The sequence below is a fragment of the Mangrovibrevibacter kandeliae genome (assembly GCF_024519155.1).
Classification (GTDB): Bacteria; Pseudomonadota; Alphaproteobacteria; order Rhizobiales; family Rhizobiaceae; genus Mangrovibrevibacter; species Mangrovibrevibacter kandeliae.
Genome location: NZ_JANIFJ010000002.1, coordinates 1 through 16724, shown reverse-complemented (window position 1 = coordinate 16724; position 16724 = coordinate 1). Strand labels below are relative to the sequence as shown.

At 70.6% G+C, this 16724-nt stretch carries 1 protein-coding gene; it reads left to right on the top strand.

From position 1 onward, the window contains the following. Nucleotides 1–28 precede the first annotated feature (28 nt). Nucleotides 29–16724: leukotoxin LktA family filamentous adhesin (locus NPA30_RS06390; RefSeq protein WP_256801593.1), on the top strand; the 16696-nt coding region annotated here is incomplete at its 3' end.

Below are 16724 nucleotides of genomic sequence, written 5' to 3'. Positions count from 1 at the left end.
TGTAGCGCGCGCTTCCGAGGGCAAGGGCATGGCTTACCAACCGCGGATGAGGGACGTCCTTCTCTCCTGCACGGCGATCGCGGGCTCCTTCGCCTTCGCCGCGCCGTCGCTCGCCCAGGCCGTCAACATCGGCGGGACCGGCAACACCATCATCCCCGACGGGCGCACCGCGACCACCGCCTCCGTCAACGGCAACAAGGCCGACGTGCGCACCACCACGGTGCGCGGCAAGGTCGGCTTCAACTCGTTCGATCACTTCCAGGTCGGCGGCGGCAACACGGTCAACCTGCACCTGCCGGACCAGACCGACACGCTGGTCAACGTCGTGCGCGGCTCGGCGGTGCGCGTCGACGGCACCCTCAATGCGGTGAAGAACGCCAAGGTCGGCGGCAAGCTCGTCTTCTCCGACCCCTATGGCTTCGTCGTCGGCAAGGACGGCGTCGTCAACACCGGCAGCCTGATGGTCAACACGCCGACCTCGGACTTCCTCGACCGGGCGATCGGCTCGAACGGTGTCATCGACGAGGCGCTCACCGACCGGCTGATCACCGGCGACGTGCCGATCTCGCCGAGCGGCTCGGTGTCGATCAAGGGCAAGATCAACGCCCTCGGCGGCATTGCGGTGCGGGCGCAGTCCATCGCGCTCGACGACGAGAGCCGGCTTACCCAGCACCGGGAGGCGTTCGACAGCACGGTCAACACCGGCGGCCTCGACTGGGGCAGCGAGCTCGTCGTCTCCGGCGGCGGCATCCGGCTCGTGGCGAATGGCGACGTCGGCCTGAACGGCTCGATCTCCACCAAGGCGAGCGGAGCGGCCGACGCCGCGGCCGGCTCGGGGCGGCTGACGGTCAAGGGCTCGCGCGTGACGGTGGGGACCGCGGCCAAGCTCTCCGCCGCGGCGAGCGTGACCGACGTGCCGCTGCCGACGGCACGGCCGGCCGCGGCCGTCGATCTTGCCGCCGACGGCGACCTCTCGGTTGCCGGCGAGGTCGCAGCCTCGGGCAGCGGCGCGGCCGGCGCGACCCTCTCGGCCACCGGCGCCCGCGTGACGGTCGCGGGCACGGCGCATCTGTCGGCGAAGGCGGACGGCACCGGCGCGCCGGTGCCGACGCCGCGCACCACCGCGCTCGTCAGTCTCGCCGCAGGCGTCGGACTGACGCTCGACGGAGAGACCAGGGCGACGGCAGACGCCGGCGCCGATGCGGCGGTGTCGCTGAAGGGCAATGCGGTCACGCTGAAGTCGTCGGGCAGCGTCGTCGCCAGCGCGACATCGGCTTCGGGCGCGGCGGACATCACGCTCGACGCGGTGCAGGACGCCGAGGTCTCCGGTCGTCTGGCCGTGACGCGGGCCGGCGCCACGGGTGGTCAGATCGCGGTGACCGCGGGCCACGACGTCACGCTCGGCCTGTTGTCGCATGTCGATGCGATCGGCAGCGCCACTGGCTCCGGCGGCCAGATCTCGGTCGTCGCCGGCCACAACCTGCTTGCCGTTCCAGGCGCCGACATGTCCGTCAAGGGCGGTATCGCGGCCAACGGCGGCAGCGTGCTGCTGTCCGGCCTCGACGGCATCCAGATCGCCGGCCTCGCCGCCGACCTGACGGGCGGCACCGGCGGTGCGGCGGGAACGCTGACGCTCGCTCCGAACGACCTCACCATCTCCGGCACGTACGATCTGTCGGGCGTGCACGGCGATCTCCTCCTGCTCGCCAAGAACGCGCTCACCGTCGCTGCCGGAGCGGTGATCCGCACCGCGCACGACGCGGCGCACGCCTACGACGTGACGCTGGCGGGCGGGACCATCACGATCGGCGCCGGGGCCACGATCGACACCCGGATGACGGACGGCTCGGGCACCGCCATCGGCGACTCCGGGTCGATCCGCCTGCTCGGGCATGCGATCGACATCGCGGCAGGCGCGACGCTGCGCGCCGACTCGTCCGGCGGGTATCGCGGCGGCGACGTGGTCGTCGCGGCGGCCGCGAGCGGCAGCTCGCTGTTCAACCTCACGACGGTCGTGGCGAGCGTCAATGTCGGCGGCACGCTCACCGGCCGCAACGTGACGGTCGGCGCCTACAGCACCGCAGACTCGCACGCCGGCGACCTGAAGGACGCGGCCGAAGACTTCGGCTTCGGCCAGCTGACGCTCGGCAGCGCCACCGACATCTTCGGCAGCATGTTCGGCGGTTTCGTCGGTGCGGACACCCAGGCGATGGTGCAGATCCTCGGCACCGCCTCGCTCACCGCTTCCGAGGTCGTGACGCTGCAGGCGCATGGCGACACCGTCGTGAAGGGGGACGACGTCAGCGCCAGCGTCTTCGAGGTGGCGGTCGGCCAGGCGAAGGTGCGCACGGCGGTCGACGTCGCCTCGGGCGCGAAGATCACGGCTGGAAGCGGCATCACGCTCGCCGCCAGCAATGCGCTGACCTTCGCGGTCAAGGCCGATACGAACAAGCCGGCCGCCGCGGCGATCGCGGTCGGCGTGGTCGATTCCGAGGCTCGGGCCGAGGTGCACCAGGGCGCCGTGCTCACCACCGGCGGGGCACTGTCGATCGCCGCGACCAGCACCGGTTCGGTCAGCGTCTCGGCCAGCGCCAACGGCGGCGAGGACGGGGCCATCGGCCTCGCCATCGCCTACAACGACGCCTCGCTGCGGTCGATCGCGCGCCTCGGCAGCACTGTCGGGACCGGCGCCACCAAACCATCCTCCGTCACCGTTTCGGCCGTCACCGACATTCTCAAGAACGCGACGAGCGCGACCGCGAAGAACGGTCCCGGCATCACGGACACGGCGAAGCGGGCGGCGACGCCGGCCCGGTTCAAGGTGCTGAACCCGTCCGGCATGCTGGCCGGTGCGGTGGGCGCGGAAGACATTTCCGAGTTCTTGCCCACCGAGGTCTTCCGCCTCGGCTTCGGCCTGTCGATCGCCCATCAGAATCACGTCGCCGACGCGACGATCGGCGGCACGTCGACGGAAGCTGCGCCGACGGTTCGCTCGAGCGGCAACGTCGCCGTGTTTTCGTCGGTCTACGACTCGCCGATCCGCAACAAGACCGACATCGTCATCGGCTCGGAGAAGGTGAAGTCGGACGGCGATACGAACAGCGGCAGCGGCTCCGGCGAGGAGGACGCCAACACTGCCGGCGTCGCCGTGGCGCTCACCATTGGCGTCTATCAGCACACCTCGCACGCCACGATCGGAGCCGGGACCACCGTCGAGGGCGCCAATGTCGGCGTCCATGCCGTCTCCGCGACTCCGCTGACGATCGAGTATCCCACGCCTGACGAGCTGCTTCCGGACTTCACGAGCTTCGGCGGCTTCACCAGCGACATGAAAGCGACGCTGAGCAATCTCAGCGGTGCCATCAACGCCAATGGCGGCGTCGTCGACAAGGTGCTGACGAGCTACGCGTCGTCGACCAGCGCCGCCAAGGAGCTCGGCATCGCGGGCTCGCTCGACGTCCTCTACATCGCCCACGACGCCGAAGCCTCGATCGGCACGGGCGCGACGGTCACATCGACCGGCGCCGACCGCGACGGCTGGACGGTCGCCCTCGGCGGTGCCGATGCCGCGCATCGCGGCACGGCGCTTCAGCAGAGCTTTGCGGCCGGCGTCGACGTCCTCGCCAGCAGCACCAGCGAATCCGCCAGCATCGCCGGCAGCCCGGGCTGGCTCGGCGTCTTCGCCAACAGCGGCGAGTCCGAAAAGGGCAAGGGCGGCGAGGGCACGTCGGCCGGCGGCTCGGTGCTCATCGACATCGCGTCGTCTCGCACCGTCGCCGCGATCGCCAACAACGCCGTGGTGAAGTCCGGCACGGACGTGTCGGTCGCCGCCAACAAGCGGGACATGATCGTCGCGGTGGCGCCGAGCTCGGGCAAGGGCTCGGCGCTCGGGCTGACCGGGCTCGTCTCGATCCTCGTCATCGACAACGAAACCAAGGCCGCGATCGCCGACACGGCGGTGATCGAGGCCGACCGGGTGCGGATCGACGCGCAGCAGGAGGCGCTGGCGATCGACGTCACCGGCTCGCTGATGATCTCCACCGGCAGCTCGGTCGGGCTGTCGGCCGCCTGGGCCAACATGGGAGCCGACACCGCCGCCTATGTCGGCGACGTCTCCGGCCTCGGGCTCGCGAGCTACAAGTCTGGCGTCGCGCCCATCACCGGTTCGATCCGGACCAACGACCTCGCCGTCACCGCCCACACCGGGGGTGGCCTGTTCACCGCCTCCGTCGCGGCGGCCGTCGCCGCGCCGAAGGACGGCAAGCCGAGCATCGGCGACAAGCTGTCCTCCAAGCTCGACACCGGCGTCGGGCAGCGGTCGACGACCTACGGCAAGAAGCTCACCGCCTCCGCCGAGAGCTCGGGGAAGGTGAAGGGCTTCTTCCAGGACAAGATCGGAACGCTGTTCACCAAGGTGGGCGACGGCATCTCGTCCGGCAACACCGGTCCGGCGGAAGGCCAGAGCCGCGAATTCTCGATCTCGGCGACCGGATCGCTGTCCGGCGCGAGCACGCAGTTCGACACGCGCGCCTATCTCGACGGCGCCACCGTGACGCGGCTCGCCGCGACCGGCGGCGTCGGTGTCGCGGTGGTCGCCAGCAACGACCTTCTGATCTCGACCACCAGCGGCGCCGGCTCGCTGACGCTCGCGGGCCAGGATTCCGCCAAGGCGAGCGCCGCGATCGGCGCGGCCATCGCGGTGGCGGTCTCGGTCAACACGACCTCGGCCGACATCCTCAACAGCACCATCACCAATTCCGGGTCGGTGAAGGTCGAGGCCCTCGGCTCGGGCCAGCAGATCGTGCTCGGCCTCGGCGTCGCCGCGAACACCAACGACAACGGTATCGCGCTCGCCGGCTCGGTGTCCTTCGGCGGCATCTTCGATGCCGTAGGCGCCTCCATCCAGACCTCGCGCCTCACCGGCACGGGATCGCAGTCCGACGTCGCGGTCACCTCCTACCAGAACGCCGACATCGGCATCGGCGGCGTCGCCGCGGCCGGCGGCAAGGGCGCCGGCGTCGGGCTGGCGCTGACCGCGACGGTCGTCGCCAACCAGGTGAACAGCTACGCCGCTTCGGCGCGAATCGAGAACAGCTCGCTCAGCGGCTATCGCAATCTCGCCGTCGACGCGTTCGCCGTCAGCCGCATCCTGTCCGGCGCGGGCACTGTCGCGATTTCCACCAACTCGCTCGGCCTTGCCGGCGCCATCGTCTTCTCCGACGTCAGCCCGACGACGCTCGCCGAGATCCGCGGCCGCAGCACCGACACGATCAGCGTCTCGGGCGACGTGCGCGTCGCGTCCGGCAGCGATCGCCGCAGCGATCTCGAGGCCGAGCTCGCCAAGATCGTTCACTACGCGGCGGTGGACGCCGGCTTCGACTTCACCGGTGCGGTGTTCGAGTTCGCCGGCGCGCCGGGTGGATCGCTGACGGTCGGCTTTGCCGGCGTCGTCGCCGGCGGCAAGGACGCGGCCGGCGTCAGCGCGCTCTATGGCGGCATCCGCCACACGCATCAGTCGATCCTCTCCGGCATCACGTTGACCGCCGGCGGCGACGTCGACATCGACGCACGGGACGGCGCGGCGGTGTTCGGCTCGGCGGCCGGCATCGCGGTGAGCAACGGCGGCACCATCGGCGCCCTCGGCTCCCTCGCCATCAACCTCATCAACAACTCGACTTCGGCCTCGATCGAGGGCGCCTCGACCGTCGTCACCGCCCGCAACATCATCGTCAACGCCACCAGCGAGGGGCTCACCGGCGGCGGCGCAGGCTCGATCGGCATCGCGACGGAGATGGCCGGCGCCGGCGTCTCGATCGTCAACAACACCATCGCCAACACCACGTCCGGCACGGTCGATCAGGCCCGGCTGAACGCCAGCGGCAACGTCGTCGTCAATGCGAATTCGAAGGCGGACCTCGTCACGGTGGCGGCGAGCCTCGGCGCCGGCTTCGAGGCGGGCGTCGCGGGCTCGATTGCCTCGTCGCTGGCCCTCAACGAGGTGCATGCGACGGTGAAGGGCGGCGCGACGGTCAGCGCCGACGGCAACGTCCTCGTCGGAGCGCTGAACGAAGACTCGATCAAGGCGACAGCCGGGGCGCTCGCGGTCGGCCAGACCGCTGGTATCGGCCTTTCGACGCTCGTCAACGTCGTGCGGGGCGAGACGACGGCGCGCATCGAGAGCGCGGCGGGCGGGCCGGTCACCACGGTGGTCGGCCGCGGCAATCGCGCCGCCAGCCAGGTGTCGAGCGGCGACCTCGTCAACACGCCGAGCTACGACATCACCCGCCTCGTCGGCTCGCTCGTGCTTTTGACGCCGGACCTCAGCCAGCGCATGGCCTCCGTCACCGGCGTCGACGTCTCGGCCGTCTCGCGCCAGAGCATCGGCGCCAGCGCCATGACCGGAGCGGTCTCGGCCGATTTCGAGGCGATCGTCTCGTTCTCGGGTGCCGCGAGCCCGATCGTCAACGTGCTGGGCGGCCTCGTCGAGGCCTCCGTGACGCGCGCGAACGTCAATACGACGGGTGGCTCGACGGCCAATGTCCGGGTGATGGCGAGTTCCGACACGCTGAGCCAGAGCATCGACCTCAACGGCGCCGCCGCGACCGGCCTCGGCGCCGCCGCCGGTCTCGTCACCACCGTCGCCGAGCGGCAGACGCTCGCCTCGATCACCGACTCGCAGATCGGCAACGGTACCGCATCGGTCGCCGTGGTGGCGAAGTCGCGGGCCGACGTGCTGACGGTGATGGCCGGCGTCGGCGGTGGCGTCGGCGGTGCGGCCGGCTCGCTGGGGCTGACGGTCTACGACCTCGTCACCTCGGCGAAGCTTCTGGGCGGCAGCACGCGGGCGAGCGCCCTGTCGGTCACCGCCGACGGCACCACCAGCACGGCCACGGCATCGGGCAACCTTGCAATCGGTGGCGCGGCGGCGGCTGGCGCGCTGAACCTCACGGTCAACCGCTCGACCATCGAGGCGCTCCTCGGCGATGCCGCCCATTCAACCGCCATCACGGTCGCCGGCGAGACGAGGGTCGCGGCGGATTCGCACGACTTCGAGCTGGACGCCGCGATGGGCGGGTCGGCCGCCGGGCTCGCCCTCACTGGCATGCTGAACTTCAGCGTGGTGATGAGCGACACCACCGCGCGCGTCGCCAACCTGACCAATTCGACGACCGGCAGCCTCACCGTCACGGCGGACAACACGCTCGAGCTGAACGTGGCGACCGGCGCCTTCAACGCGGCCGAGACCGGCATCGGCGCCGCGGCCAACATCGTCCTCGTCAAGTCGCTGGTGGCGGCCGAGGTCCTCAACGGCAGCCTCAAGGTGAACGGCGCGGCGAGGGTCGCAGCCACCGCCGATCGCCACGTCACGGCCACCGCCGCGACGGCGGGCATCGGCTCGTCGACCAGCATCGCAGCCTCGCTGAACGTCCTCGTCCTCGGCGCCGATCTGCCGTCGGAGATCGCCGGCAGCGTGCAGGACACGCTGAACGCGGCCAATGGCGAGGCCAACCGGTCGCTGTCGCCGACCGAGGCGAAGGGCGACGCGCATCACAAGGGCCCGCTGGGTGACGGCGTGGCCGAGATGCCCGGCATGGCCGATACGGCCGCCTACCAGCCGAAGGATGCGGTCGCGACGGCCTTCGCGACCCAGCGCCAGGACAGCATCGTCGCCAGGATCGCCGGCGCGACGCTCGACGCCGGCGCCGTCACGGTGACCGCCGACAGCAAGATCGGCACCGAGAACTACGCGGTCGGCGCCAGCGCGGCGGCGGGCGTCGCGGTCGGCGGCGCGCTCGGCTTCACCACCATCGCCCAGGCCGTCACGGCCGAGGCGTCGGGCAGCCTCACCGTCGACAGCCTCGCCGTCACGGCCACGACCGAGGCCCGTTCGGCCGACAAGGCGGCCGTGTTCATGACGGCCGTCGGCGGCGCGGGCTCGGTCGGCGGCGCGTTCGGCGGCGCTTTGGCGTTCGGCCTGATCGACACCAAGACCACCGCGACCGTCGGCGGCACCCTGACCCTGAAGAACGGCGGCGTCCAGGTGACCGCCCGCGACACGCTCGACAGCACCGTGAGCGCCGGCGGCGCCTCGGTCGCCGGAACCGTCGCCATCGGCGCCGCGATGGCGAGCGCCAACAAGACCTCGAGCGTCACCGCGCAGACCGCCACGGGCACAGTGATCCGCGCCAAGACGCCGGCATCCGGCGCAACCCCTTCTTCGCTCACCGCCGTGGCGCTGACGGCGGCCAGCTCCGGCGCGATGTCGGCGGTGTCCGGCGGCCTCGCCGGCGGCTGGTTCGCCTTCGCCGGCACCGCGACCGGTGCCAATGCCTACGACCAGTCGGTCGTCGCGGCGCGCATCGGCAACGCCTCGGTGCTGACCGACGTCGGCAGCGACGGGGTCAAGCTCGACGCCAGCGCGACGCCGAAGACCAGCGCCATCGCCGTCGGTGTCGCCGTCAGCGGCGGCGGCAGCGTCGGCGCCTCCGTCGCCGATGCCCGCAGCAAGACGGACGTCACGGCCTCCATCGGCGACAATGCCCGCATCACCTCGGCGGGCGCCGTCGACGTCCTGGCATCGACCCTCCTCAGCGGCGCGCGCAGCAACTACGCCCAGGCGATCACCGGCTCGGGCGGCTTCTATGTCGGCATCCAGGCCACCGCCGCGACGGCGCTGACCACCTCGGCGGTGCACGCCACCGTCGGCAATGGCGCGGTGATCGCGGCCAGCGGCAACACGGTCCGGCTCCAGGCGAGCGGCACGACCCGGCAGGTGGCCGACGCGGTCGGCGTATCGGTCGGCGGGCTGCTGGCGGTCGGCGTCAACGTTGCGACCGCCAACTCCGACACGGTCTACGAGGCGATCCTCGGCGACGGCGCAGCCGTGGGCAGCAAGAACCTGACGGTTCTCGCCAAGGGCGACGACGGCAATGCCGTCACCTCCGCCGCCGGATCGGGCGGCCTGATTTCCGGCCTCGCCTCCTCGGTCCAGACGAGCGGCACCTCGCGCACCACCGCCAAGCTCGGCAGTGGCAGCGACATCGCGCTCACCGGCGCGCTCTCGCTCCATGCCGAGCATCTGCAGTCGGTCGCCGGCACGGTCACCAGCGTCAACGCCTCGGTGGTCGGCGGCAGCGGCGCGTCGGCCAGCCACAGCGTCAACTCCACCGTGCAGGCGCTGATCGGTGCCGGCGCCAAGGTCGCGGCGCACGATCTCGACATGGCCGCGCTGAACACGACGCAGAAGCTCTTCGCCGGCGAGGCGAGCTTCTCGCTGCGCAACGGCGGCACGCGCACGGCCAACCCGGACCTCGTCACCGCGGACGTCACCTCCGGCTCCGGCGGCGCGATCGACGCTCCGGCCGGTGTCGCCAGCCTCACCGTCACGCACGACACCGCGGCGCGCCTCGGCGACGGCGCAAGCGTGCTGCTGACGTCCGCCGGCAGCGACCGCGACGGCGCGCGGATCGAGGCCTACAACGAGATCATCGCGCACGAGAAGACCCGGCTCGATTCGGGCGGCCTCATCGCGGTGGCCAACGCGACGACGAAGTTCGACGCGAGCAGCGTGAAGGCGGCTGTCGAGTTCGGCACGAACAGCACGCTGATGGTGTCGAACGGCAACGTCGCGATCGCCGCATGGGATCAGGCCGACATCATGCTGCGGGCCGCGGCGGTGACCTACGGCCTGGCGGGCGCCGCCTCGGGCAATGCCGACGGCACCTACAGGGCCGCCAACACCGTCCTTCTCGGCGGCGGTGCGCGGCTTGCCGCCAACAGCCGCGACGACCTCGCCACCGGCAACGTCGCGCTGAATGCCGGCGCGGGTCTTGCTGGCCAGTCCGGCGTCATCAACGCCGACGCGCGGGTCGATCTCTTCAACAACGTCGCCCTGCCGATCACCGTCACGCCGAACCCGCAGCTCACCGTTTCGAACGCCGCTCTCGTCAACCTCGCCGCCGGCTCCTGGCTGGGGACGGCGGGCGACATCGACCTGCGCGCGACGCGCGGCACGATCACCACGAGCGCCGTCGGCGTCGGCAAGGACATCTACCTCGAGGCGCTGGGCGAGCTTGCCAGCGGCGTGTCGGAGCTGTTCGGCGGCGGCAAGGTCACCTTCGACCATCGCGGCGGCAGCGCCTCCGTCACCGGCGATGGCGAGGTGCGGGTCGACGGCACGGTACTGACCGGCACGCAGCGGGCCCGCTCGCTGGTGATCTCCTATGCCATGCAGAGCACGGCCGACTGCAATGTCTCGACCACCGCCTGCATCGCCTTCGACGGCGACATCGGCGCGACGCTGAAGGCGGGCGGGCGCATCGGCAGCAACATCCTCGACCGCATCGTCGAGTTGCGGCGCATGATGGCGGACTACGGCACCGACCCGGTGGCGCGCGGGGCCTTCCAGGCGGAAATCGACTTCCTCGAGCAGAAGCTGATCGCGCTCGGCTATTCCGCCGACGGCACCGGCGGCCCTGTCGGCACGCTCAGCGACTACGAGCTGGCGCTGCAGAACCGCGCGGCGCTGCTCGACCAGATCAAGGCGCTGGCGGACGAGGCCGGCCAAGCCGCGGTCCTCGATCCCTGGCCGAAGCCGAGCGGTTACGGCAACGACTGGACGCCGCAGAGCTTTGCGTCGACCAACGCGTCCTGGTTGCAGGACGAATACGCGACGCTGTTCGAGAACCTGAAGGACGCCGTTTTGGCCGTCGTGCCCTCGGGCGAAGGCTTCGACCGCGACGCCTATCTCCTCTCCTACGATGACCTGACCTACAGCCCGCAGGTCCTCTTCGCACGTACGGACTCGATCGCGATCACGGCGCTGATCCAGAAGGTGCTCGACATCAAGGCGCAGAGCGTCGCGCCGAGCCAACTCCTGAACCAGCAGATCAAGCAGCTCGCTGCGGCCCTTGAGTCCGGCTCAAGCCCGTCGGACATCGCCGGTCTGCTCGCCCAGGCCGAAGGCACCTACACCACGCTGCAGGGCCTGCTCGATAAGCAGAAGGTCAACGCCAAGGGGGTCACGGATTACTTCACGGCGGCGTTGGAGCCGCTGGACGTTCTGCGCGGCCGGATCCAGACGATCGTCAGCAACTTCGGTCCGACCGCGGGCAACCAGGGCGCTCTCAGCGACCTCACGAATTTCCTCGCGAGCTTCAACCCACCGACTCGCAACCCCGATGGCACCACCAGCTCCAGCCTGCCGATCCAGGGCCCTTGGAGCAATATCCAGAACGGCATCCTCAACCAGATCAGCACGGCGTCGCTGTCGATCAGCCTGCAGGGCGCGCGTGCCGACATCGACAAGGTGAAATCCGCGGCCGACGCGTTCCAGAAGATCGGCTCGATCCTGGACACGCTGCCGCAGACCAATCTCAACTCGCCCCAGAACAACGCGATCGCCGTCGGCAACGTTCTGGCGCGCACCGGCGGCATCCGGGTCGTGGCCGACCGGCTCACCGGCACCGGCACGCTGGATGCGCCGGGCGACGCCTCGATCACCATCACCAACCGGACCGCCAACAATCTGACTGTCGGCAATCTGACGATCGACCCGAACATGGGCGGTCACATCCGGCTGAACGGCGTGCTGGTGCAGAGCAATGCCGACATCAACCGGCTGAACAGCAGCGGCACGGGCGCGGCCTTCCAGAAGGTCGAGGTCGCGGCGACGCAGAGTGCCAAGCCCGCGATCGTCATCTCCTCCGAATACGATCCGGACAGCCTCGCCTACTACGACCCGAGCATCAACCCGCAGTTCAACAACCCGAAGGACAGCTACGGCAACCCGATCCCCCTGCCGGCGGGTGTGACCTTCGATGCGGGCAAGGCGGCGGCCAACCCGTACTTCTTCAAGACGCAGGACTATTTCGCGCCCGATCTCACCGTCGCGTCCGGCGCCAAGATCAGCAATGTCGCCGGCTCGGTCGGCATCACCTCCAGGGTGGGCAACGTCTATTCGAACGGCACCATCGAGGCGGGCTCGGTGGCGATCACCGCGCAGCGCGGCGACTTCGTGCAGAGCTACGTCTACGGCTTCGACCACGTCGCCGGCGACCCGGCCTCCGGCGTCGGTGCCGGCCTCGGCATCATCGCCAACGGCTCGGTGACGCTGGCCGCGCGCTATCTCAACATCAACGGCGTCGTGCAGAGCGGCATGGACGCGCGCTGGGCGCAGATCGACGACAATTTCTGGGTCGTCGTGAACGGCGGCGACATCGGCTACGGCGTGCCGGGGGCAGCGGTCGGCCGCACCGACGGCAGCATCGTCCAGATCAACCCGTCGGTGCGGTATCGCTCGGCCAACGCGGCGCTCGGCACGGCCGGCCGCTTCGAGGTCGTCAGCGCGGCGCTCGGCACCAGCTTCACCAACCTGACCGGCACCTATCAGGTCGCCATCGAAAGCCAGGGCGGCAGGGACATCCGGCAGGCGATCGGCGTCGACTACGACGTCGCCACCCAGACCCTGAAGGTCCAGCCGACGGTCATTCAGGGCGGCTACATCCAGATCTACGGCCAGGTGTTCAACACCTCGGCCAATGCAGGCGAGCTGCGCGTGCTGGACGGCTACGGCCAGGTCCAGATCACCAACAACTCCTCGAAGGCGCTCGATCTCGGCAATATCAGCACCGGCACGGACGCGTCCGGCACGGGCCGCGGCGTGCGCGGCGTCATCGACATCACCGACGTGCAGCGCATCGTCGACGCCAATGCCGCCTATCCGGTGGCGGCGGTCAAGACGACCTACACCCGCGACGTCGTCAACGGCCAGTACCAGGTGATCAAGTCGGCCGCGACCGGCGCCATCGACAAGAACGGCGCGTTCGTCGCCGGCACCTTCTCGGGCAACAGCTTCACCGCCTGGAACACCGGCAGCACGTCCTACGGCTCGTCGCGCGGCTCGACCTACAACCCGCAGACGGGCCTGCGATACGAGACGCTCAGCGGCCTCGACTCATCGACCAAGACCTCGACCTCCTACGAGGGCACCCGCTTCTTCGACGCCCCGGTGCTGTCGATCGGCCAGAACGTGACGCTGACGCGGCAGGTGACCGAGATCCTGAACAGCTATCGGATGACGGACGCGACGCGGCTCGTCGTCGATGCCGGCCGAACCGGTACCGCGTCGTACACGACGTCGAGCACGATCAAGACCGACGCCAACAACAACAAGAACTACCAGACCGTCCACGACCAGTGGAGCTACTGCATCTGGTACACGGCCTGCATTCTCTGGCAGTACGGCTACACCGCCGACAACGTCATCACGAACAAGACGATCACCACCGTCTCGCAGAAGGCGGACTATGCGATCGGCATCAAGTTCATCGGCAGCGACACCGGCACGATCGACGTGGCATCGAAGAGCCAGGTGTCGCTCACCGGGGCATTGAGCAACGCCAGCGGCAGCGTCACCGTGCGGGGGACCGACATCGTCGGAACCTCCACCGGCAGCATCGCGGCGCGCGACGTCGGGCTGACGGCAACCACGGGATCGATCGGCTCGGCGGTGAACGCCGTGACGGTCAAGGCGACGGGCACGCTGAGCGCGAGTGCGCAGGGCGGCGTGACGCTCGAGTCCAAGGGCGCGCTGGCGATCGGCACGGTCGCGGCCGGACTTGGCGGCGACGAGGCCAAGGTCTCGATCACCGCCTCCGGCAGCATCACCGCGGCGAACGGCTCGTCCTACATCCAGGGTCCGCGCGTCGAGCTGGTGTCGCAGTCGGGCTCGGTCGGCAGCACCAGCGCGCTTCTCAACGTGCGGCTGGGCACCGGCGCGAAGGATGCCAACACCGGCATCACCGCCAGCAGCAAGGCGGGCCTCGCCGTCGACGCGGCCGGCGACATCGGGATCCGCTCCCAGGGCTGGAGCGGCAATGCCGACGGCACGATCCTGCTCGACCACGCGGTGTCGGCGGGCGGCGACGTCAAGCTCGTCACCGCCGGCGCGATCTACGACAACAACCCGGTCGAGACGATCGACACCCGCACCTACGGCGAGCTTCTCGACTTCTGGAACGCGCTCGGCCTCGTCTCCGGCACGGCCGCGAACGACGCGCGCCTGTCCGCCAACATCGACAGCTTCCAGGCGGGCGCTGCCCAGAAGAAGCAGAGCTTCGACGCGATCGCCGGCGCGGCGAACGCCGTCTTCGACGCCAACTTCGCCTATCACTATTCGGACGCCTACAAGGCCGCCTTTGCCGTCTCCTACCGCGCGGCTCATCCGGGTGCGTCCGATGCGCAGATCGCGGCGCAGCTGGCGAGCGGCGAGGCCGACCTCACCAGCCGTTATTTCGCGCTCCATGCCGAACTCTCCGCCTACAGCGGGCAATTCTCCGGCGGCACCTATGTCGCGAGCAGTGCCGAGGTCGCGAAGCTCTCGGCCGGCGGCGCCTGGACGGAGCGCGAACTCGCGCTGTCGCTTTCGGCCGGCGCACTGAGGGCCGTGACCGGGACCAACGTCGTCCTGAAGGCGGCGAACGTCAGCGGCCGGACCGTGTCGCTCGAGGCCGGCGTCAGCCTCGGCGAGAAGACCGGCATCGTGACGATCGACGTCGGCGCGGCGCCTTCGAGCTACAGCGACGCGCAGAAGATCGCGCTTCTGACCGCCGAGCGCTCGGACTTCCTGTCCTTTGCCGACGGGACGATCCGCATCCAGTCGGTGCGGCCGGTGAACACCGGCAGCGGCACGCTGAATCTCGGCGTCTCCGGCACCGGCGGCGGCAGCGGGTTTGCCTATGTCAATTCGAGCGGCAGCCTTGATCTCGGCAGCATCGACGTCGCCGGCGAGTTGCGGCTGAAGGCGCGCGACTCGATCACGCAGGGCGCCGGTGCGGCGCCCGCGAGCGCGGCGAGCTACGTGCTCGAAGCCGCCAACGGCGCGATCGGCACCGAGGCGGCCGCGATACGGCTGTCCTCGCCGGGCGGGGCGGTCAGCCTCACCGCCCGCGCCTCCGGCTCGATCAACGTCGCGGCGATCGCCAATTCCGCTCAGCCGGTGGACCTTCTGGTCCAGACCGTCTACTCGCGCAGCGGCACGGCGGCGTTGACGGCGAGCGGCTCGATCTTCTCCGACAATCTCGATCCGGACGCCGTCGCGGTGCTCGGCCGCGCGGTGCGGCTGACCGCCGGCGGCTCGATCGGCACGGCATCGATGCGCCTCGCCGTCGGAACCGCGCTGGAGGGCACGCTGCAGGCGACGGCCGGTGGTGCGGTCCGGCTCGGCGTCGGCAGCGGTCAGTCGCTGGTGATCGGCAGCGTCACGGCGAAGACGGTGGCGATCGCGGCGGGAACGCCCGTCCGCCTCGTGGTCGCAGGACCCGTGACCGGCGAGAGCGTCGGCATCGACATCCGGGGCTCGCTCGAGCTGCAAGCCGGCGCTGCGCTGACCGCCTCGGCCGGCGATGCGACCCTCGCGGCCGGCAGCCTCGGCGGCGGGACCGGCTCCAGCATCGTCTCGTCCGGCACGACGTCGATCACCACGGCGGGCTCGATGGCGCTCGGCACGATCGACGCGGCGCAGATCCGGCTGTTTGCGGGTGGCTCGATCGCTGGCGGCCTCCTCACGGCACGCCTTGCCGACGGCATTCTGCTCAGCGCCGGCGGCGCCATCGATGGACTGGCGGTGGCGTCCTCGCGTCTGGCCGTCGAGGCCGGCGGGACCGTGCGGTTGACCGCGCGAGGCGCAGTGCTGGGCGGCAGCATCGTCAGTCGCGAGGGTGGTGTCACGCTCACCGCCGAGCAGGGGCTGCAGCTCGCGACCCTGACCGCGGCGCAGAAGATCGACGTCGAAGGCGGCGGTGCGGTGATCATCGGTACGCTGACCAGCAGCGGCGGCCCGGTGGAGGTGGACGCTGCGAGGGATGCGCGCTTCGTCACGCTCGCCGGGACGACGCTGACGCTACGTTCGGGCGGTGCTCTCGGCTTCGACGCGCTGACGGCGGCGTCGGTGACGGCGGCGTCGGGCGCTGGCCTGACGCTGGGGAGGGTGACGACGACAGGCGACCAGGACTGGCAGGCGGTCGGCGATCTCGGCTTCACGCAGCTGGCGACGACGGGGACGGGCGGCATCGCGGTGGCGTCCAGCGGCGGCCAGGTGAGCGGCGGGACGCTGACGAGTGCGACGGGCGCGACGGTCTCGGCGAAGACGGCGCTGTGGGTGGCCAATCTTGCGGCGAGCGGCGATCTGCGGCTGTCGGCGGGCGGTGCGCTTGGTTTCGACACGCTGGCGGCGGGGTCGGTGACGGCCACCTCGGGCGCGGGCCTGACGCTCGGCTCGGTGACGACGTCGGGCGACCAGGACTGGACGTCGGCCGGCGACCTCGGGTTTGGAAAGCTTGAGACCACCGGCGCGGGCGGCATCGTGGTGGCATCCAGCGGCGGCCGGGTGACCGGCGGGACGCTGACGAGTGCGACGGGCGCGACGGTCTCGGCGAAGACGGCGCTGTCGGTGGACGACCTGACGGCGGCCGCCGACGCGCGGCTGTCGGCCGGCTCGAACCTGACGACCAGGACGGTGACGGCGGGCACGCTCGAGGCCGATGCCGGGGGCGACCTCGGCTTCGGCACGGTGCAGGCGGCTTCGCTGACGGCCGATGCCGGCGGTGCGCTCGGCTTCGACAGGCTGACCGCGACGGGCGAGGCGACGCTGACGGCGGGCGGTGCCCTGACCGGCACGACACTCTCGGCCGGCAGCGCAGAGCTGCGGGCGGCTTCGCTCGATC